The organism is Pseudomonas sp. ok272 (genome assembly GCF_900109995.1).
Taxonomy (GTDB): Bacteria; Pseudomonadota; Gammaproteobacteria; order Pseudomonadales; family Pseudomonadaceae; genus Aquipseudomonas.
Map to the genome: position 1 here is coordinate 363,015 of NZ_FOCB01000001.1, position 22,270 is coordinate 385,284.

The window sequence follows — 22,270 nt, forward strand, 5'->3', positions numbered from 1 at the left end:
AAATGGGCACAAATGCCCATTTCGTTGTCTATCCCCCGTCACCGATTTGCTCTGACCTTAGGGAGAACCAGGTTCATATGATTCGCCGTTCGTTATCCGCCGCTTTTGCCCTGATGTTTACGGCTCCGCTGTGGGCGGCTCCTGTCGCCCCGCAGACGCTGTTCAACTTTGTCCGGCCCGCCGATGTGGTCCAGGTGGCGACCCAGGATGCCAGCCTGCCGCAATCCAATGCGGAGCAAACGGCCGAAGGCGAAGTGCTGCGTCGGGTGACGTTCAACCCAGCGGTGCAACCGACGTTGCGCCTGACCCCGCAAAGCGGTGCCTGGGACTGGTCGCAGTCCGGCGTCATGACCTTGCGCATCCAGAGCGCGATGAGCTGGGCCGTGACGCTGTACGTGAAGGTCCAGAGCAACGACGGCAAAACGCTGGTCAGTCGCATCGACTTGCCTGCCGGCCCTGCGCAAACCTTGCTGGTGCCACTCACGCCCAGCTCGCCACTGAGCCAGGGCATGAAAGCCGGGCCGCCGATGCCGATGACCGTCGATGGTCAGCGCATCCTGCTGGTCAGCAGTGAGGGAGCACTTGATCGCAGCCAGGTGGTGTCCGTCTCGCTGTCGATGGACCGGCCGAAAGTCGCCCAGAGCATCCTGCTGGAGCGCTTTGGGGTGCAGGATGGTGACACGGTGATCAAGGCGGTCTATGCCTCGTTGGTGGACGCCTACGGCCAGTCCAACCGCGCCACATGGCCGGAAAAAGTCACCCGCGACGATCAGCTCAAGGCGGCGGCCGACAAGGAGCAAACCCAACTCAAGACCTGGCTGGCGGAGCGTGAGCGCTCGTCGCTGGACACGTTTGGTGGCTGGAGCAAAGGCCCGGCGTTCAAGGCCAGTGGCTTCTTCCGTACGCAAAAGCTCGATGGTCGCTGGTACCTGGTGACACCTGAAGGGCATCCGTTCTACTCATTGGGGGTCAATGCCGTGACCGCTGGCGCCAGCCAGACCTATGTCGCGGGTCGCGAGGGGATGTTCGACTCATTGCCTGGAGCCGATGAGCCATTGGCCGCTCACTACGGAGAAGGTGATAACCGTAGTGGCAATGGCGCCGACCAGGGGCGGGGGTTCAACGCCGGCCGCTGGTATGACTTCTATGGTGCCAACCTGCACCGTCTCTACGGTCAGCCGTGTGCCGTGGCGATTAAAACCCCTGGCACCGCCGATGCACCTTGTGCGCCTTACGTTTTCGACGAACAACGCTGGAACAGCCGTACCCTGGATCGCCTGCAGGCCTGGGGCTTCAATACGCTGGGGAACTGGAGTGCACCGGCGCTGGGCCTGAATGATCGGGTGCCGTACACCTTGCCGCTGTCGATTGTCGGTGACTACACCAGCATCAGCACCGGCAGCGACTGGTGGGGCGGCATGCCCGATCCGTTCGACCCGCGCTTTGCCATGGCCACCGAGCGTGCCGTGGCGATTGCCGCCCGCGATCATCGTGACGATCCCTGGCTGATCGGCTACTTTGCCGATAACGAACTGGCCTGGGCGGGGCCGGGTGACGATCCCAAGGCCCGCTATGCCCTGGCCTACGGCACCTTGAAAATGACCACCGATGCGCCCGCCAAACGGGCATTCCTCAAGCAACTGCGGGACAAGTACCGCAACCAGGCCGGCCTGTCCAAGGCGTGGGGGGTCGATCTGCCGGCGTGGGAGTTGATGGAAGACCCGGGCTTCGTGCCACCGCTGCCGAACCCCGAGCACCCGGAAATCGAAGCGGACTTCAAATACTTCCAGAAGGTCTTCGCCGACACCTACTTCAAGACCATCTCCGATTCGTTGAAATGGCACGCGCCGAACCACCTGCTGCTCGGTGGCCGTTTTGCGGTCAGCACGCCCGAGGCGGTTGCATCCTGCGCCCAGTATTGCGATGTGCTGAGCTTCAACCTGTACACGCAAAAGCCTCAAGACGGCTATGACTTTACCCAGTTGCGGGCACTTGATAAGCCGGTGCTGATCACTGAGATCAACTTCGGCTCGCGTGACCGAGGTCCGTTCTGGGGCGGTGTCACGCAGGTGGCGAAGGAAGAAGACCGTGGGCCGGCGTATGCCAATTTCGTCAAGCATGCGCTCAGCGAACCTTCGATCGTCGGGGTCCATTGGTTTCAATACCTCGACCAGCCTGTGACCGGTCGTCTGCTGGATGGCGAGAATGGCCATTTCGGTTTGTTGGGGATTACCGACCTGCCGTTTCAGGGTTTTGTCGATAGCGTGCGTAAGACAAATCTTCAAGTTGTTGCTCGGCTGAGCAAGGAAGCGGCGCTGGCCAAGGCCGCCGCCGACAAGGCGGGTGAAACGATTGCCCTGCCAGATGGCGGCAAAGGGCCGGCTGGCAAGGGTTTAGGGGCAGGTGTGGAGCACACGGGCGAGCACTCGGCTAACGGACATTGATGGCTGATTGATAGTTACCGCCCAGCTTGCGCGGGTTCCCAAAAGCCTCAGGGGCTGGAACAATGCGGGCCATTGTGTCGAGATGTTCTTGCGAAGAGGTGCGGGTGCAGATTCAGGGTCATTACGAGCTTAAGTTTGAAGCGGTGCGCGAAGCCTTTGCCGCGTTGTTCGACGACCCTCAGGAACGCGGCGCGGCGCTGTGTATTCAAGTGGGTGGGGAAACCGTCATCGACCTCTGGGCCGGTACGTCGGACAAGGACGGTAGCCAGGCCTGGCACAGCGATACCATCGTCAACCTGTTCTCCTGCACCAAGACCTTTACCGCCGTTACGGCGCTGCAGTTGGTTGCCGAAGGCAAGTTGCAACTCGACGCCCCGGTAGCCCGCTACTGGCCCGAGTTCGCGGCGGCCGGTAAACAATCCATTACCCTGCGTCAATTACTCTGCCACCAGGCCGGCCTTCCGGCGCTGCGCGAGTTGTTGGCGCCAGAAGCCCTTTACGACTGGCAAACCATGGTCGATGCGTTGGCGGCCGAGGCCCCCTGGTGGACGCCGGGCGAAGGGCATGGCTACGCGGCGATTACCTATGGTTGGTTGGTGGGAGAGCTGTTGCGCCGCGCCGATGGCCGTGGCCCGGGTGAATCCATCGTGGCGCGGGTTGCCCGGCCATTGGGGCTGGACTTCCACGTGGGCCTGGCCGACGAAGAGTTCGACCGCGTGGCGCATATCGCGCGTGGCAAGGGCAATGTCGGTGATGCTGCCGCTCAGCGTTTGTTACAGGTGATGATGCGTGATCCGACCGCGATGACGACCCGGGCGTTCGCCAACCCTCCGTCGATCATGACCAGTACCAACAAGCCGGAGTGGCGGCGTATGCAGCAGCCAGCGGCCAATGGCCATGGCCATGCACGGAGCCTGGCCGGGTTTTACGCCGGTTTGCTGGACGGCAGCTTGCTGGAAGGCGAGATGCTCGATGAACTGACCCGCGAGCACAGCCTTGGCGAGGACAAGACGCTACTGACCCGGACCCGTTTTGGCCTGGGTTGCATGCTCGACCAACCGGATGTACCCAATGCAACCTTCGGCCTTGGCCCTAGCGCGTTTGGTCATCCGGGGGCGGGTGGTTCCGTCGGGTTTGCCGACCCGCAATACGATGTCGCCTTCGGTTTCGTCACCAACACCCTGGGGCCCTACGTGTTGATGGACCCTCGGGCACAGAAGCTGGTACGGGTTTTGGCCGGTTGCCTGTAATAGGGGTTGCGGTTAAGCGGTTATTTGCTAAAAAGATACTCATCGCCCCGGGAGGCAACTCCCATGGCTTTTAACGTGGCACAGCGTTTGTTTATACGGGTCGATGCGACCCACTGCTTTCTATCTCATTTTGTGGATATCCCATGTCACTGAACAAATTTCTAACCTTGGCACTGTGCATCAGCATCACCGGTTGTGCGCAAACCCCACAAAGTGATGCAGACGGCGGCCATTGGTGGTCCCAGGGCTCCGACAAGGTCGCGGATGCCAAGCCCGTGACCTCGCCGGACGCCAAGCCAGCGGCCAAGGTTGCCAGTGCCCCGGCGCCAGCCGCGCCAGCGGCTACCCCGGCTCCGGTTGCCAAGCCACAGGACACGGGCAGCAGTTGGTGGCCGTTCTCTTCCAAGGGCGACACCGCTAAAGCACCTACTCCAGCTCCAACTCCAGCCGTTGATAGCAAGCTCATGGCCCCCATCGTTGCAACCAGCGCAGGAGCGGCTGCAGCCAAGGCTGATTCAGAGAGCAAATGGTGGTGGCCGTTCAGCGACCAGCCTAAGGCCGTGACCAAGGCGGACATCAAGGATGTGCCGATGCCTGATCCGAAAATCACCCAGGCGTGGCTGGACGACTACGAGCCGCGCCTGCGCAGCGCTATCCAGGACAAGCACTTGCAGGTCGAGCGTCGCGAAAACGTGCTGGTGGTCGTGGTGCCGGTGGATGACACCTTCAACTCGAAGCGCCCGGCCATGCTGCTGCCTTCCTCCCTGGGCTCATTCAGCCGTATTGCCAAGCTGGTGGAGGGGGATACCAAGACGTCCGTGCTGGTCCTCGGTCACGGCGATTCTTCCGGCGTCGCCTCGGCTACCCAGGTGCTGAGCAAGGAGCGTGCAACGTCCGTGGCCTCGATCTTCAGCCTCAGCGGCATGAAGCGTGATCGCCTGATGCTGCGTGGCATGGGTGACCTGATGCCGCGTGCGGCGAACGACAGCGTGCAAGGCCGTACCTTGAACCGTCGAATGGAAATCGTACTGACCCAACGCACCACCATGCTCGCGTTGTTGAGCAAGTACAGCTCGCCAACCCCGCCCGTGGCAGAAATGGTTGCGGTCCAGGACGTCAAGCCTGCCGCTGTCGCCCCGGCCGGGAAAAAAGCCGCCCCGGCGAAGAAAACCACAATCGCCAAGAAGGCGGCTGCGCCGAAGAAAGCCGCTCCTGCCAAGAAAGCGACTGCCCAGGCCAAGAAACCGGTGGTAGCCAAGGCTACTCCAGTGGCCAAGCCTGCCAGCGGCCAGTAATCAGAGCGGTCACTGATCGACTCAGCACAAGGAAAACGCCATGACCCAGGCCCTGGCAGATATGCGACGCGACTATATCCGCGATGGTTTGACCGAGGCACAGGCCCCGAGCGAGCCATTTGCACTGTTTCATCAGTGGTTCGCCGATGCGGTGAAGACCGAGCAGCCTCCGGTCGAGGCGAATGCCATGACCGTGGCCACTGTCGATTCGGACGGACGCCCGCACTGCCGGATCCTGTTGCTCAAGGGGCTGGATGAGCAAGGTTTTACCTTCTTCACCAACTACGACAGTGCCAAGGGCCAGCAATTGGCGGCCAATCCGTTCGCGGCCATGACCTTCTTCTGGCCGACCCTGGAGCGCCAGGTGCGGATTGAAGGGCGAGTGGTGAAAGTGACTCCGCAGGAGTCCGACGCTTATTACCAGGTGCGCCCTTTGGGCAGTCGTCTGGGCGCCTGGGCATCACCGCAGAGCCGGGTGATTGCTGATCGTGCCGAGCTTGAAGGCTTGCTCAAGAGCACCGAGCAGCGTTTCAGTGACACCCAGCCTGATTGCCCGGCCCATTGGGGCGGCTATCGCCTGCTACCTGAGCGCATCGAATTCTGGCAGGGACGCACGAGCCGATTGCACGACCGCTTGAACTATCGGCGCCAGGACGGCGGCTGGAGCCGCGAACGCCTGGCGCCTTGACCGTTCACTTGGCTGGATAGGTGCCAGCAACGGCCTCCAGCCACTGTGGCAGGTCTCGACGCTTGACCTTCTGCTGCCGGGCGGTTTCCAGTTGTTGCAGCATGAAGTGTTTTTTCTGTTCGTCGTCACCGGCCAGTGCCAGCGCCAGGTCGCGATCCATCCACCGCTTGATCCGAACGTACAGCCACCCGTGGAAGTACAGCCCGGCAGCGGTGGTAATGACGATGATGAAGTAATCCATGAAAATCCTTGGTCGGTGGCGCAGGTTGCTAGAATTGCCGCTAATGTGTGAGGAGAGCCCAGGTGCCGCTGTACTGCGCCTGAATGAACACTCATTTACCTCGGTGACACCGTGACAGGCGTCAAGCTGCGGAGTCTAATGAATCCTTGTCCTTTGGAGTTGATGCTATGCGTAAGTCTGTTCTGTTAGTTGCTTCTTTTTCCACGATGGCGATGTTGCTCACGGGCTGCCAGTCCAGCCTCACCGGTGACTCCTACTCCCGTGACGAAGCGCGTCGGGTGCAGACGATCCGTATGGGCACCATCGAATCCCTGCGTCCAGTGAAAATCGAAGGCACCAAGACCCCAATCGGTGGTGCTGCCGGTGCGGTGATCGGTGGTGTCGGCGGTAGCGCCATCGGCGGCGGCAAGGGCAGCATTGTGGCCGCGGTCATCGGCGCCGTTGCGGGCGGCCTGGTCGGTTCGGCTGCTGAAGAAGGCCTGACCCGTACCCAAGGCGTGGAAATCACCGTTCGCGAAGACGACGGCAGCATGCGTGCCTATGTGCAGCAAGTGCAACCAAACGAAGTGTTCCGTGTGGGTGAGCGCGTGCGCATCTCCACCGTCGGTGGCACCAGCCGCGTTTCGCACTAAGCAGTAAACAGTAAGCAGTAAGCAGTAAGCAGTAAGCAGTAAGCGTTAAAACAAAACCCCGATCAGGTGACTGGTCGGGGTTTTGTGTTTTTGAAGCGTTGAAAGTCTATTTGTCAGTTGATGCATCAAACTCACCAAGATGGCGACCTCTTTTGTCATACATCTCTACTGCGCTATGACTGGTAGTCCCACTCTAGTGTCCTGTCTCGGAAATAAGCTGTTCCCTTTTGACGGCACCTGTCGCCGCCATGCTGCGTTGCCACTCCTCGCCATAGCCCTGCTATGACTCGTCGCGGCGCCTTGCCTGGCAGCAACAGATGCTCGTCAAAAAGGTAACGTATTTCCAAGACAGGACACTAGAATACGATCATTTCCTGTCCTCCAGGACGTTCGTGTGCCACGCCCTTCAATCGTGTGAAGTTAAAAACAGATCTAGATTTTTAGGTAGGTCTAATGAGCGCGCGTTTTCTATATCGATAATTTGCTGTTGGGAAAGTCTGTAGTCATACAAGGGGTCTTCGCTGTTGCTCCATTCCATGATGTGTGTGGGTTTTTCGGCGGTAATAGGAATTAGCCTTTCAAATGAGGGGAGGTCTTCACCTTTCACAACTCCCATAATCAGATGTTTCATGGTTCTACCTTTCTGGTTGGGTCGGCGGATTTGTTTTTGGCGCCTGTTGTGTGGTTGAACTCACCAAGGTGTTTTCCGCGTTTGTTGTATTTTTCGATAGCACCATGCTGGAAATCTCATTCGTAAATCGTTCCATCTCGATCTTTCCACTACGCCTCGATACCAATGTATAAAGCCAGTTCTCGAGGCATGGGGCGCTGCAGCACCTGTTCGATTTTCTGGACTTGAGCAAGGGATAGCGCAAACTCGCCGTCGGGGCTTTCAGCGAAACTCTTCCAGTTCATCACTTCCAGCACTGCATGCTCGCTGTGTTGGGGGATGTCGAGTTCGTACTGTATTGAGTGGTTGTTGCTGTCATTGACAAAAAACCCGCTGATACTCAAGTGCATAACTGGCCTCTCTCGAAGATTTACGTTGTCGTGTTACTGCGTGTAGTTGCTTTCTTATTGTGTTGCTAGGTTCGTATTTCTGGGGTCGATGACCCGATAGGGCTCATTCTGTGCATACCAGTTGGACAAGGTGATTGGCATCATCAAGATTTCTGCCGGTCCAGTCTTCCAGTATTTTTACTTGTTCTGACGACAAGTCGTAACCATCGTATTCGTCGCCAGGATACTGCCAGTTCATTAGTTTTTTTAGCGCCTCACTTCGGCTACCCGGTATTTCTACACTCAGTAATAGTTCTTCGGTATTTTTGTCGAAAACCTCAATGACATGCTTCATTTCTCTACTCTTCTTGTTGGGTCAGCGGGTTTTGTTTGCTCTCCTGTCTGTGGATCGTACTCTCCAAGGTGTTTACCTTGCTTGGTATACAACTCTATTTTTCCATGTTGTGAGTCCCATTCATAAATTCTTCCTGACGAGTCCTTCCAGCGTCTACGTTTTTTTCCGCCTCCACGTACGGATGTTTTTAACGGGGCAGACTTTGTGTCAGGAAACGCTGAAAGAGTCGTTGGTGCTGGGTAGTATTTGAAGTCTCCAGGAACACTCAGAACAATATAAACCGGCCTCACCCCCGACCCTACCGGGAACACCAGGATGAAATCCTTGTATTCAGGCGGGTAAACCGGGTCAACGATAATGCTGTCAGCCAAGGGTGTCGGAGGAAACACCCAGATGTGCGGGGTCTGTGGTGCGGCTTCCAGGGCGGGGATGCCGAGGATGTCGGAGCCGTCTACAGCAGGTGTCCAAATCAGTTCGATGCCGTCGCCAAGGTCAGCGATGTAGTGGCTGCCACGTGCGGTGAGCTGCACGACATCGACCATTTCCCAGTCGGGGTTTTTGCCGGTGTAGAAGGCATAACCCTTGAGGCTGCCGTCCGCGCGTTGTTCGACCTGCAGGCGCATGCGGGTCCGTGCTTGTGTGAGGCTGCGCAGTTGCTCTTCGCTATAGAGGGCACTGTCGCCCAGACGAGGCGTCCAGAACACCGCGACCACCGCGCTGAGTACCACGGCACCCGCGGCACCGGCCTTGGTCGCGAGCGTGACGAGCGGCGTTGCGAGTGCTGGGGCGCGCAGTGCCAGCTGGCCCACACCCAGTGCAATGGTGCTGCCGCTGATGGTCTCCAGGTTCTGCAGGCCAGCCTTGTCGACTTCACGAGCGCCGAGCCAGGCGATTTCCCCGTAGTCCTTCAGGCTGTCGGTGGGTACCCTTTCCCAAGGGTACAAATAGCTAATGATGGCGTCTGGCAGTTTGCACGACTTGGCGAAAACGCAGCCGACCATGGTGGGGCGCGGTGGGCGGGGGGGGCGGTTCCAACGGGCGTTTTCGTAGGCTTCCTGCCTTGCGAGCATCTGATCATAGGCCGCTTGTCGGGCCTTGCGCTCCGCCGGTTCGTCGGGATTCAGGTAGCGCCGGGTGATGTGGTGTCCACAGCCAACCGGTAGGTCTGGAACTAGGGGGATGTTCTTGTTTTCAGCCACGCATGCGCCCTTGCTCATTCGTCATTCGGCAGCCCCCGTGGGTAGGGGCTGCGCGACGTTAGCGAATGTGGCTGCTTGTGGCTGTAGGAAGGGTCCCTAAAACACTAGGGATTAAGAGGCGAGCGTTGTGCTCTTGCGACTGGCAATGACCATCACGGTGTAGCCGATCAGCGCGGCGAGCGTCGAGCCCGTGAGGATGCCCATGCGGTCCATGCCAGCGAATTCGCTACTGCCTGCAACGAAGGCCAGGGAGCCGACAAACAGGCTCATGGTGAAGCCGATCCCGCAGAGAATCGCCACGCCAAGCACTTGCCCCCAGTTGGCCCCAGCAGGCAGGGCGGCGATGCCGGTCTTGACCGCGATCCAGGTCAGGCCGAAGACCCCGACGGTCTTGCCCAGCAGCAGGCCGATGGCGATGCCCATTGGCACGAAGTGGGTGAAGCTTTCAGCGGTGACGCCGGTCAGCGACAGGCCGGCGTTGGCGAATGCGAACAGCGGCAGGATGCCATACGCTACCCAGGGATGCAGGGCGTGCTCCAGGGCCAGCAGCGGCGAGGGTTCGGCATTCTTGGTGCCCAGCGGGATGCAGAACGCCAGGGTCACACCGGCCAGGGTGGCGTGGACGCCACTTTTGAGTACGCAGACCCACAGGATCAGGCCGATGATCATGTAGGGACCCAGCTTGACCACCCCCAGGCGATTCATCGCCACCAGCGCGGCGATACAGGCGGCGGCGAGCATCAGTGACAGTGTGGACAAGGCCCCCGAGTAGAAGATTGCGATGATGATGATCGCACCCAGGTCATCGATGATGGCCAAGGTCATCAGGAACAGCTTCAACGAGACGGGCACGCGCTTGCCGAGCAGGGCGAGCACGCCCAGGGCAAAGGCGATGTCGGTTGCCGTCGGGATCGCCCAGCCATCGAGGGCGGGCGGGTTGTCGCGGTTGAGGAACCAGTAGATCAGCGCCGGCACGAGCATGCCGCCAATGGCGGCGGCACCGGGCAGGACGATCTGCGAAGGCTTGGACAGGTGGCCCTCCAGGACTTCGCGCTTGACCTCCAGGCCAATCAGCAGGAAGAACAACGCCATCAGGCCATCGTTGATCCAGAGCAGCAATGGCTTGGCGATTTGCAGGGCGCCGATCTGGGCGACCACGGGGGTCTCCAGCAGGCCGTTGTAGAGCCAGGACAGTGGTGAGTTGTTGACGATCAAGGCAAGAACTGCGGCGGCAATCAACAACAGTCCGCTGGCAGCCTCCATCTGAAAGAAACGCGTGAACGTGCTACGCAGAGGCAAGGTCGCTCTCCATCTATGGATTCAAAAGGTGGAACACCCTAACCTGTACGCTTAGTTGTTAAAACAAAAGTTATATTCTTTTTTGTTATATGCGCTGGTCACAAGTGTCGGACTGAGCCTAGCAGTTGACCGACATATTGGGCGGCAGCTGTATCTGTGCGTCATGTGGGATTTTTCCTAAGCTTAACGGCTTAGCCTATTGTCACTGTCAGGTTTGCCCGTGCCCAGCCGATCCAATGAGAAAACGACCATGAGCGACAACCGTCAGTGGGCCCGCGAAGCCATCCGCATCATCGAGGCGGACTTCCAGCGCAGTGCCGATACCCATTTGATTCCCCTGCCATTGCCAGGGCTGCCGGGCATCGACTTGTACTTCAAGGACGAGTCCAGTCACCCCACCGGTAGCCTCAAGCATCGCCTGGCGCGTTCGCTGTTCTTGTATGCCTTGTGTAATGGCTGGCTCAAGCCGGGGGCGCCGGTGATCGAGGCGTCCAGCGGCTCGACGGCGATTTCCGAGGCCTATTTCGCACGGTTGCTCGGCCTGCCTTTCATTGCGGTGATGCCGGCCACCACGTCCCGGGAAAAAATCGCGCAGATCGAGTTTTATGGTGGCAAGAGCCATCTGGTGCAGGATCCGACGCAGATCTATGCCGAGTCCGAGCGTTTGGCCCGTGAACATGACGGTCATTTCATCGACCAGTTCACCTATGCCGAGCGCGCCACGGACTGGCGTGCCAATAACAACATCGCCGAGTCGATCTTCCAGCAAATGCGCTTTGAGCGTCATCCCGAGCCGAGCTGGCTGATTTCCAGCCCCGGGACCGGTGGCACCACCGCGACGCTGGGCCGTTACGTGCGCTATCGCCAGCATTGCACCCGCGTGTTGTGTGCCGATGCCGAGCGTTCGGTGTTCTTCGACTATTACCAGAGTGGTGACGCGAGTCTGCGCCTGGATTGCGGCTCGCGTATCGAAGGGATCGGGCGGCCACGGGTCGAGGCCTCGTTCCTGGCGAAGGTGATCGATGCGATGGTCAAGGTCCCGGATGCCTTGTCGCTGGCGGCCATGCACTACTTGGCGCAACGCTTGGGCCGGCGTGTGGGGGGTTCCAGTGGTACCAACCTGGTCGGTGCCTTGATGGCGGCCCAGGAGATGGTAGCGGTGGGGGAGAGTGGCTCGATCGTGGCCATTTTGTGTGATGGCGGTGAGCGCTATGCCACTACCTATTACGACCCGGACTGGTTGAAGGCCCAGGGATATGAATTGGAGGGGTTGGTGGCGGCCATTGCGGCCTGTGTCGAGCGGGGCGAGGCGCTGCCGGACAGCATTCTGCGCGCCAACATCTAACCGCCCAAGGACTCAATGTAGGCGCGGGCGAGCCTCGCGCCTACCGTTGTCAATCCGTGGAGTGGCGATCAGGCCTCGATACCCAGGATATCCCGCACGACGGCTTCGGCGATGCGAATCCCGTCCACGCCTGCCGACAGAATCCCACCGGCGTAGCCAGCGCCTTCTCCGGCCGGGAACAAGCCCTTGACGTTGAGGCTCTGCATCGATTCGTCACGGGTGATGCGCAGGGGTGATGAGGTGCGGGTTTCGATCCCGGTCAGTACCGCGTCATGTAGCGAGTAGCCGCGGATCTGCTTCTCGAACGCCGGCAATGCTTCACGAATGGCTTCGATGGCAAAGGCCGGCAACGCCAGCGCCAAGTCCCCCAGGGCGACCCCAGGCTTGTAGGAAGGCTCGACACTGCCCAGCGCCGTCGATGGCTTGCCGGCAATGAAGTCACCGACCAACTGCGCCGGCGCTTCGTAGTTGCTGCCACCAAGCACGAAGGCATGGGACTCCAGTTGCTCCTGCAACTCGATCCCGGCCAACGGGCCGCCCGGGAAGTCGACTTCCGGGGTAATACCGACGACGATGCCGGAGTTGGCATTGCGTTCATTACGCGAATACTGGCTCATGCCGTTGGTGACCACCCGATTCGGCTCGGAGGTGGCGGCGACCACGGTGCCGCCCGGGCACATGCAGAAGCTGTAGACCGAGCGACCGTTCTTGGCGTGGTGCACCAGCTTGTAGTCGGCGGCCCCGAGTTTCGGGTGGCCGGCGTACTTGCCCAGGCGTGCGCTGTCGATCAGCGATTGTGGATGTTCGATACGGAAACCCACCGAGAACGGCTTGGCTTCCATGAACACGCCACGCTCGTGGAGCATGCGGAAGGTGTCGCGGGCGCTGTGGCCCAGGGCCAGGATCACGTGCCGGGAGTGGATCTGCTCGCCGCTGGCCAGCGTGACGCCGGTCAGTTGGCCGTCTTCGATCAGCACATCGGTGACCCGCTCCTGGAAGCGCACTTCACCGCCCAGGGCGCGAATCTGCTCACGCATGTTCTCGACCACGCCGGTCAGGCGGAACGTACCGATATGGGGTTTGCTGACGTAGAGGATTTCATCCGGCGCACCGGCCTTGACGAACTCGTGTAGCACTTTGCGGCCGTGGTGCTTGGGGTCCTTGATCTGGCTGTACAGCTTGCCGTCGGAGAACGTTCCCGCGCCGCCTTCACCGAATTGCACGTTGGATTCTGGATTGAGCACGCCTTTGCGCCACAGGCCCCAAGTGTCCTTGGTCCGCTGGCGCACTTCGGTGCCGCGCTCAAGAATGATCGGCTTGAAGCCCATCTGCGCCAGCAGCAGGCCGGCGAAAATCCCACAGGGGCCGAAACCGACCACCACAGGTCGGTCCGTCAGGTCGTGTGGGGCCTGGCCGACAACGTTGTAGCTGACATCTGGAGCGGCATTGACGTTACGGTCGTCAGCGAACTTTTGCAGCACATTCGCTTCATCACGCACCTCAAGGTCGATGGTGTAGATGAAGCACAGTTCGGAGGATTTCTTGCGCGCATCGTAGCTGCGCTTGAACAAGGTGAAATCGAGCAGGTCATCACTGGCGATACCCAGGCGCTGCACGATGGCAGGGCGCAGGTCTTCTTCGGGATGGTCGATAGGCAGCTTGAGTTCGGTGATTCGTAACATGACAGGATCCGGTTCGCGGGCGCACCAATGCGCCAAGGCGTTTCACAAGCGGCTGATTATAAGCCTCAAAGCCGGCGTCCAGTGAGGCTTAAACCGCAGCTCGTCGAATCAATCGTTGCGTGAGGCGCCGAAATACGCACAGCCGCGCTGCACCTGGCCGTTGATCCGCAACTCGGCGCTCATGAACTGCACGCTGGGTTGGCGCGGATCGACACAGCGTTGCGGGGCGACCCACAGTTCGACGTGCTGGTTGTTGGCTTCACTGCTGAGGCTGAAGCGCCCGTCACCCATCTGCTCTTCCAGGTAAGGCAAGGCCAGGTCAGGCTGGCCGGCACGGGTGATCACCATGCCCTTGCTGTGGACGTTGACGCTCCACTCGGGCGTGGCGCCGCTGGCCCGCAGGATCAGGCGCTGGAAGTTGGGGTTGTCACACGCAGTGGTTGAACGCTCCAGGCGATAGAGTTGCTGCACATCGAACGGCGCTCCACTCGCAGAGGCCGTGGTCGAGGGAAACCGCCCGCGCACATCGGCAAACACCTTGTGCTGGGGGCCGGCCAATGCTGCAGCTTCCTGCAGCACGCTGGTGCTGCCGGTGTCATTGACCCGGTACGAGGTGTTTGTCTGGCAGGGGGTGAACGCGAGCTTGCCGTTGACCATGCTCAGTTCGCCCTGCAGGCGGGTCAGGCCAGCCGTGGACGGCGCCTGGGGCGAACTCTGGAGTAACTGGCAGCCACCGAACAACGGCAGCAGGGCGACAAACAGCAGGGAACGGGCAGCGCGCATCGTAGGGTCTCCAGGCAAGTGCCGACACGTTACTCAGGCTGCTCGTTCATCACAAGGGCTGTTAGCCAACGCGAAACGTCTGCCCAGTTTGTAGGCCTTCAACGCTCTTGGCGTAGGCCAGGCCTACGTCGGCGCCTGCCACCGGCTTGTAGCCGCGGAAATACGGGGCGTAGCTGCCCATGGCTTCGACCAGTACGGTGGGGCTGATCGAGTTGACGCGCAAGCCACGCGGCAACTCGATGGCGGCCGCACGCACGAAGCTGTCCAGTGCTCCATTGACCAGAGCGGCCGAGGCGCCGCTGCGAATCGGGTCGTGGCTGAGGACGCCGCTGGTGAAGGTGAATGAAGCACCGTCGTTGGCATACTCGCGACCGATCAGCAGCAGGTTGACCTGGCCCATCAATTTGTCTTGCAGGCCCAGGGCAAAACTCTGTTCGGTCATGTCCCCCAGTGGCGCGAAGGTGACGTTGCCGGCCGCGCAGACCAGCGCGTCGAACGTGCCGGTTTTTTCGAACAGTGCCCGAATCGAGGCGCTGTCGCTGATATCGACCTGGAAATCACCGCGGGTGCGGCCGATACGGATGATCTCGTGGCGTTGCGACAGCTCTTTGTCGACGGCCGAGCCAACAGTGCCACTGGCGCCAATCAATAGAATCTTCATCGTGTGGTGTCCTCGGGTGGGTAAGCGAGGTTTGAGTCTAGAGTGGTTTTTTCCGTAGATAAGCGCGCTAATAGGCAACCTTTGGTTTTCAATTGGAAACAATCCATGAGCGAGATGGATGACTTGGCGGCGTTTGCCGTGCTGATCGAAGCCGGCAGCTTCACCTTGGCGGCGCAGCAGTTGGGGTGCAGCAAGGGGCAACTGTCCAAGCGCATCAGCCTGTTGGAGTCGCGGTACAACGTCGTACTGCTGCAACGCACCACCCGCCGCCTGAGCCTGACGGCAGCCGGCGTGGCGCTGCTACCCCAGGCGCAGGCCCTGGTGGTTCAGGTGGAGCGGGCCCGCCAGGCGTTGGCTCGGCTGAAGGACGATATGGTCGGTCCGGTGCGGATCACCGTCCCAGTATCGCTGGGGGAGACGTTCTTCGACGGGGTGTTGCTGGCCTTTTCTCGCCAATATCCTCAGGTCCAGGTTGAGCTTGAACTCAGTAACCACTACCGGGACCTGGCGCGCGAAGGGTTCGACTTGGCCATTCGCTCTGAGGTGGCCAACGACGAACGGCTGGTGGCCAAGCCGCTGTTGGCCTGGCACGAGATGACCTGCGCGAGCCCCGTTTATCTAGAGCAGTTCGGTGAGCCGAAGACCCCCGCCGATCTCGCGGGGCATCGTTGCCTGCTCAACAGCCATTACAGCGCTCGTGAGGAATGGCTGTATCACCAGCAACATGAGCTGCTACGGGTGCGGGTGTGCGGACCGTTCGCGAGCAACCATTACAACCTGCTGAAGAAGGCGGCGCTGGCCCATGCCGGGATCGCACGCCTGCCGTCCTACTCGCTGCAGGCTGAATTGGCTGACGGCCGTTTGCGTTGGCTGCTGTGCGATTACCAGACCCGTCGCCTGCCCATGTACCTCGTGCACCCCTACCAGGGCGGGCTGCCCAAGCGCACGCAAGTGCTGGCCGATTACTTGATGGACTGGTTCAAGCTCAGCGGCGAGGCGCTCGACCGACTGCAGCGATAGTGCCGGGCAATCAGGTGATCGATCGACAGTGTGCCTGGGCCGGTGGCCATCAGGTACAGCAGGAGCGCGGCCCAGGTGCCATGGGTCGGGTAAGCGTCAGGGTAAACGAAGAGCTGGATGGTCAAGGTCATGGCCAGTAGGACCAGCGCCGAAAAACGCGTCGCCAGGCCAAGCAGAATCAGTATTGGAAAGGCGTGTTCGGCAAGCGCCGCCAGGTACGCGGCGACCTCCGGTGACAGCAGCGGTAGGTGATACTCGCTTTTGAACAGGGGGACGGTAGAGGCAGCAAGCTGCGGCACACCGAGTTGCACGGTGCCATCAATCAGGTCGATGGCGAGTCCCTCGACCTTGGTTTGCCCCGACTTCCAGAACACAGCGGCAATGGAAAAGCGCGCAATAAAGGCGATCAGGCTGTGGGGAATGCGGTTAAGCAGCGTAACCAAGTGTTCGATCTGATGGGCAATGGGTTGGATGTTCATGGTCAGGCCTTGTCTTGTTGTTGTAGGTGAGTAATCGCGTTGTGGTTGATCAGCAGGGTGAGGCTCAGTGGCAGGTTGAAATCGGTGGCGACTTCCAGGGTTCTGACCAAGGCCTGGCCCAGCGCAAGACCGCTTTTCAGGTGGTTGATGAAGACCAGGAGCCCGCTGTCGACCAGAAACACCTCGACGTGCAGGCCATTGCGTAACACCAGGGCGTTTTCTTCTTGATAGGGCGCGAGTTGTTGCGGCGCGGTGCTGTGTTGGTGGGCCGTCCACACGCTGACCACGGCGTAGGCCGAGCGCAGGGTAAACAGTGACGGATGCAGGTGGATCTGCAGGTGGGCCAGGGTGGATGGAACGCTCATGGCGGCGGCAATCTGCGTGCGCTCGACGGCGCAGGCATCGTCGGCATGATAGGCATCGATCCGCAGCCGCTCCAGGCGTGCCATGTCGGCCAGGTATGGCACCGTGGCGGCGGGGGCAAAGCCTTGGATGAAGTCCGCGAAGTCACGGCCGTAGTCGTTGATCAAGACGTGGCTGGGCGGGGAGTGTCGAACATAGAGGCCGGCCATTGCCCGAAAGAACGTGTCGCCGACTAATTGCAGGACCACCGGATAGCTGTCTGCCAGGGCGTTGATCAGCGAGTTGTGGACGTTATTGCGATAGACCGCGAAGCGACTGCCCGGGTCGGCGCCGCTGCGGCAGCGTAATCCGGGCGGGCAGGGCAGTTGGGTGTCCAGCAGGGCGGCGGTGAAGGCGGATTGATCGCTCATGATGGCGCGCCAACGCGTTGCAGCCGTTGATCGGCTTGGCGCGCCTCCGCGTGCAGGACGGCAAACGCCGGGACCCGATTGTCGCGCTCGATCAGGGTGGCGACCGGCCCCACCCGTTCCAGCACCTGTTGATACAACGCCCAGACCGCGCGATCGACAGGCGCACCGTGATCGTCGATCAGCAAACGCTCGCCCAGGCTGTCGGTGTCTTCGGCAAAACCGGCCAGATGAATCTCACCCACCGCGTGCAGGGGCAGCGCATCAATGTAGGCCAGTGGGTCGTGTAGGTGATTGATGCAAGAGACGTAGACGTTGTTCACATCCAGCAACAGGCCGCAGCCCGTGCGCTGAATGACCGCGCGGATGAACTCGGTCTCTGGCAGGCTCGAATGCTCGAATTGTAGGTAGGTCGCCGGATTCTCCAGGAGCATTGGACGCTTGAGGTGGCTTTGTACCTGATCGATGTGGGTGCAAACACGGTCAAGGGTGGCCTGGTTGTAGGCCAGTGGCAGCAAATCATTGAGAAACACCTGGCCGTGGCTGGACCAGGCCAGGTGTTCGGAAAAGGCATGGGGCTGATAGCGTTCGATCAGCGTCCCGAGGCGCTCCAGATGTAAGGTATCCAACGGTCCTTCGGCGCCAATCGACAACCCGACGCCGTGCAGCGATAAGGCATAGCGCTCGCGGATCTGACCCAGGTAGTGATGAAACGGACCACCTGCCACCATGTAGTTTTCGGCGTGGACTTCGAAGAAACCAATGTCCGGTAAGGTGTCGAGTACGTGGGTAAAGTGCTCGGGCTTGAGTCCCAGACCCGCGCGGGCCGGGAGTCGGTTGACGCCTGCCTGGGCCGCGTGCCGGATGGGCGGTGCGCAAGATTTCGGCATGATCGATGCTCAGGCAGGCAGGTTGATTAGGACTTGGCCATGAACGCGGCCATCTGCCCAAAGCCCGTGGGGGAGGTGGCGCTGGCGGTCTGCTCGCAGGTGCCTTTTGGTACCAGTTTCCAGGCGTTGGCCTGATGATCGGTTTTTGAGGTGCCCGCGCAGGTGGTGCCGGCGCCCGCCGCGCAATCGTTCTTGCCTTTCATGGCAACGCCAAAGCATTTTTCCATGGTGTCGTCAGCGTGGGCGACGGTTGGCAAGGCGGCCAGGCTCAGGGCGGAGCCGAGGGCCAGGGCAAGTGCTGCGGCAGACAGGGTGGAGGTGGTGGTCATGGTGTTTCTCCTAAGGGTGTTTGGTTGAACAAGCGTTTGCGCTTGCTTACCCCTCTAGAGAGTGGTCATTCACGTTCGTTACAGCGCAGGCGAAAAAAAACGGCCCGCAGGCCGTTTTCGTTTACCGCAGAGGCTTAGCCCCCCAGATACGCTTCGCGCACCTTCGGATCGGTCAGCAGGGCTTCGCCGGTGCCTTGCATCACCACCCGGCCGTTTTCCAGCACGTAGGCGCGGTCGGCAATCTTCAACGCCTGGTTGGCGTTCTGCTCCACCAGGAACACCGTCACACCGTCCTTGCGCAGTTGTTCGATGATGTCGAAGATCTGCTGGATGATGATCGGTGCCAGCCCCAGCGACGGCTCATCGAGCAGCAGCAGCTTGGGCTTGCTCATCAGCGCGCGGCCGATGGCGAGCATTTGCTGTTCGCCGCCGGACATGGTGCCGCCGCGTTGGCTGAAGCGTTCCTTCAGGCGTGGGAACAGTCCCAGGACTTTGTCCATCTGTTCCTGATAGTCGCCCTTGTCGGTGAAGAACCCGCCCATGGCGAGGTTCTCTTCCACGGTCAGTCGAGCGAACACTCGACGACCTTCCGGCACCACGGCGATGCTCTTGCGCATGATCTGCGCCGAGCTCTGCCCCACAAGCTCCTCACCCATGTAGCGGATGCTGCCACTGTGAGCCTGCGGCGAGCCGCAGAGGGTCATCAGCAGGGTGGACTTGCCGGCACCGTTGGCGCCGATCAGCGTGACGATTTCACCCTGGCGGATCTCGACGTTGACGTTGTGCAGGGCCTGGATCTTGCCGTAGAAGGTGGAAACGTTTTCGAACTGCAGCATTTACGCTTCCCCCAGGTAGGCTTTGATCACTTCAGGATTGTCACGGATCTGTTGCGGCGTGCCGTCAGCCAATGGCGTGCCCTGGTTGATCACGACGATGTGGTCGGAAATGCTCATGACCAGCTTCATGTCGTGCTCGATCAGCAGCACGGTGACGTTGTGCTCCTCACGCAGCATGCTGATCAGCGCCTTGAGGTCTTCGGTTTCCTTGGGGTTGAGGCCGGCCGCTGGTTCGTCGAGCATGAGGATCCGCGGACGGGTCATCATGCAGCGGGCGATTTCCAGGCGACGTTGCTGGCCGTAGGCCAAGGTGCCGGCCGGACGGTTGGCGAACTCCGTGAGGTTGACCTTGTCCAGCCAGTACGCCGCGAACTCCATGGCTTCGCGCTCGCTCTTGCGGAACGCCGGGGTCTTGAACAGGCCCGCCAGGAAGTTGGTGTTCAGGTGACGGTGCTGGGCGATCAACAGGTTCTCGATCGCCGTCATGTCCTTGAACAGGCGCACGTTCTGGAAGGTTCGCACCACGCCCTTGCGAGCGATCTGATGGCCCGGCAGGCCTTCGATGGGCTGGCCATCGAGCAGGATGTTGCCGCCGCTCGGTTTGTAGAACCCGGTCAGGCAGTTGAACACGGTGGTCTTGCCGGCGCCGTTGGGCCCGATCAAGGCCACGACCTGTTTTTCCTTGACGGTCAGGGCCACGCCGTTGACCGCCAGCAAGCCGCCGAAGCGCATGCTCAGGTTGGTGACTTTCAGGATCTCACGGCTCATTTTCGCAGCTCCATGTGAGGACGTTGCATGGGCAGCAGGCCTTGAGGGCGCCAGATCATCATCAGCACCATCATGGCGCCGAACATCAACATGCGGTACTCACTGAACTCACGCATCATTTCTGGCAGCAGGATCATCACGATCGCGGCCAGGATGACCCCCAGTTGCGAGCCCATCCCGCCCAGTACGACGATGGCGAGGATGATGGCCGACTCGATGAAGGTGAAAGACTCCGGTGTCACCAGGCCTTGGCGGGCCGCAAAGAAGCTGCCGGCAAAACCGGCGAAGCTGGCGCCCAGGGTGAAGGCCGAAAGCTTGATCACCGTAGGATTGAGACCCAGCGCACGGCAGGCGATTTCGTCTTCACGCAACGCTTCCCAAGCTCGGCCGATGGGCATGCGCAGCAGGCGGTTGATCACGAACAGGGCGAGCAGGGCGAGCAACAGGGCAACCAGGTAGAGGAAGATCACCTTGTTGATCGAGTTGTACTCCAGGCCGAAGTATTCGTGGAACGTCTGCAGGCCTTCGGCCGCTTTGCGCTCGAAGGTCAGACCGAAGAACGTAGGCTTTTCGATGCCACTGATGCCGTTCGGACCGCCCGTGATGTCGGTCAGGTTACGCAGGAACAGTCGGATGATTTCACCGAAGCCCAAGGTCACGATGGCCAGGTAGTCACCCCGCAGGCGCAGGACCGGGAAGCCCAGCAGGAAGCCGAAGGTGGCCGCCATCAGCCCCGCGATAGGCAGGCAGATCCAGAAGCTCAGGCCGTAGTAATGCGACAGCAGTGCATAACTGTAGGCCCCGACCGCGTAGAAACCGACGTAGCCCAGGTCGAGCAGCCCCGCCAGGCCAACCACAATGTTCAGCCCCAGGCCGAGCATCACGTAGATCAGGATCAGGGTGGCGATATCCACCGCGCCGCGTGAGCCGAAGAACGGCCACACCAGGGCACCGGCGACCAACGCGACGATGATCCAGCGTTGGGTGGTCGGCAGGGTCAGGAAGTTGCTGGCCTTGGCCGGGATGAGCGGCATGCTTGGCGAGGATTTCCACGCCGCGCTGATCTGCTGGTTGAACAGCACCCGCAGGAACATCAGTACCGAGCAGATCGCGATGATCGCCAGGGTGGTGTCGCTGGTGCCATGGACTTCGAGGTCGATACCGACGATGGTCAGTTTCAGGCCCAGAACCGGGTAGGCAACTGCCCACACCAAGAGTGCGCTGAACAGCGCTTGCTTAAGATTCCTAGTCATACTTTTTCAACCTCCGGACGGCCCAGAATGCCGGTCGGCCGGAACAACAGAACCAGAATCAACAAGCCGAAAGCCACGACGTCCTTGTACTGGTCGCCGAAGATGTCGGCGCCGAATGCTTCAGCCACCCCCAGTACCAGGCCGCCCAGCATGGCCCCCGGAATACTGCCGATGCCACCCAGTACCGCGGCGGTGAAGGCCTTGAGCCCGACCAGGAAGCCGGCGTTCGGGTTGATCACACCGTATTGCATGCTCAGCAGAACGGCCGCGACCGCTGCCAGCGCCGCACCGATGATGAAGGTCAGGGCAATGATGTTGTTGGTGTTGATACCCAGCAGGTTGGCCATCTTGATGTCTTCGGCACAGGCGCGGCAGGCACGACCCAGGCGAGAGCGGGAGATGAACAACGTCAGGCCGAGCATGGCGACCAGGGTCACCACGAACACCACGATTTGCATGTACGAAATCAGCACTTCATGTGCGCCACCTGGCCCGAAGGTAATGTTGCCGGGGATCAGGTTGGGGATGGACTTGTCCTTGGAGTCTTGTGCCAGCAGAACGGTGTTCTGCAGGAAAATCGACATGCCGATGGCGGAAATCAGCGGGATCAGGCGGTTACTACCCCGTAGCGGGCGGTAGGCCACTCGTTCGATGCTGTATCCGTAGGCACTGCAAACGACGATGCTCGCGATGAAACCGGCGGTCATCAAGAGCGGGACACTGTCGAGTCCCATCATGGTCAGCCCGGCGATAGCGATGAACGCCACGTAGGAGCCGATCATGTACACCTCGCCGTGGGCGAAGTTGATCATTCCAATGATGCCGTAAACCATCGTATAGCCGATGGCGATGAGGGCATACGTACTGCCAACGGTCAGGCCGTTAACCAGCTGTTGGAAAAAGTGATAGATGTCAGGCATTACAGCGCTCCTAAAAACCTGATACGCATTTCACTGGTGGAGTCATTTTCCCGCCCAGCCCCCCGAGGATTTGCATCCACTTCGAGCATGAGATTGGCCAGCGAACCGCTGATGACGGTTTTGAGATTTTCA

General features: G+C 60.4%; 25 protein-coding genes and 1 pseudogene. 7 read left to right on the plus strand and 19 right to left on the minus strand.

Translation table 11 applies throughout. From position 1 onward, the window contains the following. Window positions 1–77 precede the first annotated feature (77 nt). From BMW74_RS01705 to pdxH, 4 genes are all read left to right on the plus strand, one after another. Window positions 78–2,444: a beta-galactosidase gene (locus tag BMW74_RS01705; RefSeq protein WP_093412651.1), complete on the plus strand. Its 2,367-nt coding sequence runs from the start codon at window positions 78–80 to the stop codon at window positions 2,442–2,444. Between the two features lie 104 nt (window positions 2,445–2,548). Beyond that, window positions 2,549–3,694, plus strand: coding sequence for a serine hydrolase domain-containing protein (locus BMW74_RS01710; RefSeq protein WP_093412656.1), 1,146 nt, complete (start codon window positions 2,549–2,551; stop codon window positions 3,692–3,694). Between the two features lie 143 nt (window positions 3,695–3,837). Continuing rightward, window positions 3,838–4,989, plus strand: coding sequence for an OmpA family protein (locus tag BMW74_RS01715; protein WP_093412660.1), 1,152 nt, complete (start codon window positions 3,838–3,840; stop codon window positions 4,987–4,989). A gap of 40 nt (window positions 4,990–5,029) precedes the next feature. After that, the gene (gene pdxH, locus BMW74_RS01720; protein ID WP_093412665.1) at window positions 5,030–5,677 is read left to right on the plus strand and encodes a pyridoxamine 5'-phosphate oxidase; all 648 of its coding nucleotides are present in this window, start codon (window positions 5,030–5,032) and stop codon (window positions 5,675–5,677) included. A gap of 4 nt (window positions 5,678–5,681) precedes the next feature. On the opposite strand, the gene BMW74_RS01725 is transcribed toward pdxH, so the two are convergent. Further along, complete coding sequence (locus tag BMW74_RS01725; RefSeq protein WP_093412669.1) at window positions 5,682–5,918, minus strand: hypothetical protein; 237 nt, start codon at window positions 5,916–5,918, stop codon at window positions 5,682–5,684. A gap of 167 nt (window positions 5,919–6,085) precedes the next feature. Between BMW74_RS01725 and BMW74_RS01730 the strand changes: the two genes are divergently transcribed. Next, a complete protein-coding gene (locus BMW74_RS01730) occupies window positions 6,086–6,550 on the plus strand; it encodes an outer membrane lipoprotein (protein WP_093412673.1) in 465 nt (154 codons plus the stop codon). Between the two features lie 106 nt (window positions 6,551–6,656). On the opposite strand, the gene BMW74_RS25640 is transcribed toward BMW74_RS01730, so the two are convergent. The 7 genes and pseudogenes from BMW74_RS25640 to nhaA form a co-directional block, all read right to left on the minus strand. Continuing rightward, on the minus strand, window positions 6,657–6,713 hold the full coding sequence (locus tag BMW74_RS25640; protein ID WP_371911732.1) for a hypothetical protein: 57 nt from the start codon (window positions 6,711–6,713) through the stop codon (window positions 6,657–6,659). Window positions 6,714–6,956: 243 nt separating this feature from the next. Next, window positions 6,957–7,181 carry a hypothetical protein gene (locus BMW74_RS01735; protein WP_093412678.1) on the minus strand — a complete coding sequence of 75 codons (225 nt, stop codon included), beginning with the start codon at window positions 7,179–7,181 and terminating at the stop codon, window positions 6,957–6,959. After that, window positions 7,178–7,330, minus strand: a pseudogene (locus tag BMW74_RS01740) (colicin E3/pyocin S6 family cytotoxin); the annotation flags it as partial. The gene BMW74_RS01735 and the pseudogene BMW74_RS01740, both read right to left, overlap by 4 nt. Next, entirely contained in the window at window positions 7,331–7,570 is a 240-nt protein-coding gene (locus BMW74_RS01745) for a pyocin S6 family toxin immunity protein (protein ID WP_093412682.1), read from the minus strand. Between the two features lie 103 nt (window positions 7,571–7,673). Further along, window positions 7,674–7,904: a DUF7683 domain-containing protein gene (locus BMW74_RS01750; RefSeq protein ID WP_093412687.1), complete on the minus strand. Its 231-nt coding sequence runs from the start codon at window positions 7,902–7,904 to the stop codon at window positions 7,674–7,676. Beyond that, on the minus strand, window positions 7,901–9,103 hold the full coding sequence (locus BMW74_RS01755; RefSeq protein ID WP_093413416.1) for a colicin E3/pyocin S6 family cytotoxin: 1,203 nt from the start codon (window positions 9,101–9,103) through the stop codon (window positions 7,901–7,903). The genes BMW74_RS01750 and BMW74_RS01755 overlap by 4 nt, the downstream gene beginning before the upstream one ends. Window positions 9,104–9,214: 111 nt before the next feature. Continuing rightward, entirely contained in the window at window positions 9,215–10,402 is a 1,188-nt protein-coding gene (nhaA, locus tag BMW74_RS01760; protein WP_093412691.1) for a Na+/H+ antiporter NhaA, read from the minus strand. 250 nt (window positions 10,403–10,652) lie between these two features. Here nhaA and BMW74_RS01765 point away from each other — a divergent pair, with 250 nt between their 5' ends. Continuing rightward, complete coding sequence (locus BMW74_RS01765) at window positions 10,653–11,747, plus strand: PLP-dependent cysteine synthase family protein (protein WP_093412694.1); 1,095 nt, start codon at window positions 10,653–10,655, stop codon at window positions 11,745–11,747. Window positions 11,748–11,815: 68 nt separating this feature from the next. On the opposite strand, the gene BMW74_RS01770 is transcribed toward BMW74_RS01765, so the two are convergent. The 3 genes from BMW74_RS01770 to BMW74_RS01780 all read right to left on the minus strand — a co-directional run bounded on the left by BMW74_RS01770 (window position 11,816) and on the right by BMW74_RS01780 (window position 14,873). Beyond that, window positions 11,816–13,429, minus strand: a complete 1,614-nt coding sequence (locus BMW74_RS01770; RefSeq protein ID WP_093412699.1) for an NAD(P)/FAD-dependent oxidoreductase — start codon at window positions 13,427–13,429, stop codon at window positions 11,816–11,818. Window positions 13,430–13,537: 108 nt separating this feature from the next. Continuing rightward, window positions 13,538–14,212, minus strand: coding sequence for a hypothetical protein (locus BMW74_RS01775; protein ID WP_093412704.1), 675 nt, complete (start codon window positions 14,210–14,212; stop codon window positions 13,538–13,540). A gap of 61 nt (window positions 14,213–14,273) precedes the next feature. Further along, window positions 14,274–14,873: a short chain dehydrogenase gene (locus tag BMW74_RS01780; RefSeq protein ID WP_093412709.1), complete on the minus strand. Its 600-nt coding sequence runs from the start codon at window positions 14,871–14,873 to the stop codon at window positions 14,274–14,276. Between the two features lie 105 nt (window positions 14,874–14,978). On the opposite strand from BMW74_RS01780, the gene BMW74_RS01785 reads away from it, so the two are divergent. Then, entirely contained in the window at window positions 14,979–15,893 is a 915-nt protein-coding gene (locus BMW74_RS01785; protein ID WP_093412713.1) for a LysR family transcriptional regulator, read from the plus strand. Here BMW74_RS01785 and BMW74_RS01790 read toward each other — a convergent pair. From BMW74_RS01790 to livH, 8 genes are all read right to left on the minus strand, one after another. Beyond that, a complete protein-coding gene (locus BMW74_RS01790) occupies window positions 15,836–16,372 on the minus strand; it encodes a DoxX family protein (protein ID WP_093412717.1) in 537 nt (178 codons plus the stop codon). The two genes, BMW74_RS01785 and BMW74_RS01790, sit on opposite strands and share 58 nt — an antisense overlap. Window positions 16,373–16,374: 2 nt before the next feature. Continuing rightward, complete coding sequence (locus BMW74_RS01795) at window positions 16,375–17,145, minus strand: HvfC/BufC N-terminal domain-containing protein (protein WP_093412721.1); 771 nt, start codon at window positions 17,143–17,145, stop codon at window positions 16,375–16,377. Next, window positions 17,142–18,032 carry an MNIO family bufferin maturase gene (locus tag BMW74_RS01800; RefSeq protein WP_093412725.1) on the minus strand — a complete coding sequence of 297 codons (891 nt, stop codon included), beginning with the start codon at window positions 18,030–18,032 and terminating at the stop codon, window positions 17,142–17,144. Before BMW74_RS01800 ends, BMW74_RS01795 begins: the two co-directional genes overlap by 4 nt. Before the next feature lie 26 nt (window positions 18,033–18,058). Next, on the minus strand, window positions 18,059–18,361 hold the full coding sequence (locus BMW74_RS01805) for a BufA1 family periplasmic bufferin-type metallophore (protein ID WP_093412730.1): 303 nt from the start codon (window positions 18,359–18,361) through the stop codon (window positions 18,059–18,061). Window positions 18,362–18,495: 134 nt separating this feature from the next. After that, window positions 18,496–19,197: an ABC transporter ATP-binding protein gene (locus tag BMW74_RS01810; RefSeq protein WP_093412735.1), complete on the minus strand. Its 702-nt coding sequence runs from the start codon at window positions 19,195–19,197 to the stop codon at window positions 18,496–18,498. Continuing rightward, window positions 19,198–19,965, minus strand: a complete 768-nt coding sequence (gene livG / locus BMW74_RS01815) for a high-affinity branched-chain amino acid ABC transporter ATP-binding protein LivG (protein WP_093412740.1) — start codon at window positions 19,963–19,965, stop codon at window positions 19,198–19,200. Continuing rightward, entirely contained in the window at window positions 19,962–21,218 is a 1,257-nt protein-coding gene (locus BMW74_RS01820; RefSeq protein WP_093412745.1) for a high-affinity branched-chain amino acid ABC transporter permease LivM, read from the minus strand. Before BMW74_RS01820 ends, livG begins: the two co-directional genes overlap by 4 nt. Then, window positions 21,215–22,138: a high-affinity branched-chain amino acid ABC transporter permease LivH gene (livH, locus tag BMW74_RS01825; RefSeq protein WP_093412750.1), complete on the minus strand. Its 924-nt coding sequence runs from the start codon at window positions 22,136–22,138 to the stop codon at window positions 21,215–21,217. Before livH ends, BMW74_RS01820 begins: the two co-directional genes overlap by 4 nt. Window positions 22,139–22,270: the final 132 nt, after the last annotated feature.

Coding starts and splice junctions, on each gene's coding strand:
- BMW74_RS01805 (WP_093412730.1), bottom strand. CDS start 18,361: ATGACCACCACCTCCACCCTGTCTGCCGCAGCACTTGCCCTGGCCCTC.
- BMW74_RS01735 (WP_093412678.1), bottom strand. CDS start 7,181: ATGAAACATCTGATTATGGGAGTTGTGAAAGGTGAAGACCTCCCCTCA.
- BMW74_RS01765 (WP_093412694.1), top strand. CDS start 10,653: ATGAGCGACAACCGTCAGTGGGCCCGCGAAGCCATCCGCATCATCGAG.
- BMW74_RS01820 (WP_093412745.1), bottom strand. CDS start 21,218: ATGACTAGGAATCTTAAGCAAGCGCTGTTCAGCGCACTCTTGGTGTGG.
- BMW74_RS01725 (WP_093412669.1), bottom strand. CDS start 5,918: ATGGATTACTTCATCATCGTCATTACCACCGCTGCCGGGCTGTACTTC.
- pdxH (WP_093412665.1), top strand. CDS start 5,030: ATGACCCAGGCCCTGGCAGATATGCGACGCGACTATATCCGCGATGGT.
- BMW74_RS01790 (WP_093412717.1), bottom strand. CDS start 16,372: ATGAACATCCAACCCATTGCCCATCAGATCGAACACTTGGTTACGCTG.
- BMW74_RS01715 (WP_093412660.1), top strand. CDS start 3,838: ATGTCACTGAACAAATTTCTAACCTTGGCACTGTGCATCAGCATCACC.
- BMW74_RS01775 (WP_093412704.1), bottom strand. CDS start 14,212: ATGCGCGCTGCCCGTTCCCTGCTGTTTGTCGCCCTGCTGCCGTTGTTC.
- BMW74_RS01800 (WP_093412725.1), bottom strand. CDS start 18,032: ATGCCGAAATCTTGCGCACCGCCCATCCGGCACGCGGCCCAGGCAGGC.
- BMW74_RS01795 (WP_093412721.1), bottom strand. CDS start 17,145: ATGAGCGATCAATCCGCCTTCACCGCCGCCCTGCTGGACACCCAACTG.
- BMW74_RS01745 (WP_093412682.1), bottom strand. CDS start 7,570: ATGCACTTGAGTATCAGCGGGTTTTTTGTCAATGACAGCAACAACCAC.
- BMW74_RS01770 (WP_093412699.1), bottom strand. CDS start 13,429: ATGTTACGAATCACCGAACTCAAGCTGCCTATCGACCATCCCGAAGAA.
- BMW74_RS01810 (WP_093412735.1), bottom strand. CDS start 19,197: ATGCTGCAGTTCGAAAACGTTTCCACCTTCTACGGCAAGATCCAGGCC.
- BMW74_RS01785 (WP_093412713.1), top strand. CDS start 14,979: ATGAGCGAGATGGATGACTTGGCGGCGTTTGCCGTGCTGATCGAAGCC.
- BMW74_RS01730 (WP_093412673.1), top strand. CDS start 6,086: ATGCGTAAGTCTGTTCTGTTAGTTGCTTCTTTTTCCACGATGGCGATG.
- livG (WP_093412740.1), bottom strand. CDS start 19,965: ATGAGCCGTGAGATCCTGAAAGTCACCAACCTGAGCATGCGCTTCGGC.
- BMW74_RS01705 (WP_093412651.1), top strand. CDS start 78: ATGATTCGCCGTTCGTTATCCGCCGCTTTTGCCCTGATGTTTACGGCT.
- livH (WP_093412750.1), bottom strand. CDS start 22,138: ATGCCTGACATCTATCACTTTTTCCAACAGCTGGTTAACGGCCTGACC.
- BMW74_RS01780 (WP_093412709.1), bottom strand. CDS start 14,873: ATGAAGATTCTATTGATTGGCGCCAGTGGCACTGTTGGCTCGGCCGTC.
- BMW74_RS01750 (WP_093412687.1), bottom strand. CDS start 7,904: ATGAAGCATGTCATTGAGGTTTTCGACAAAAATACCGAAGAACTATTA.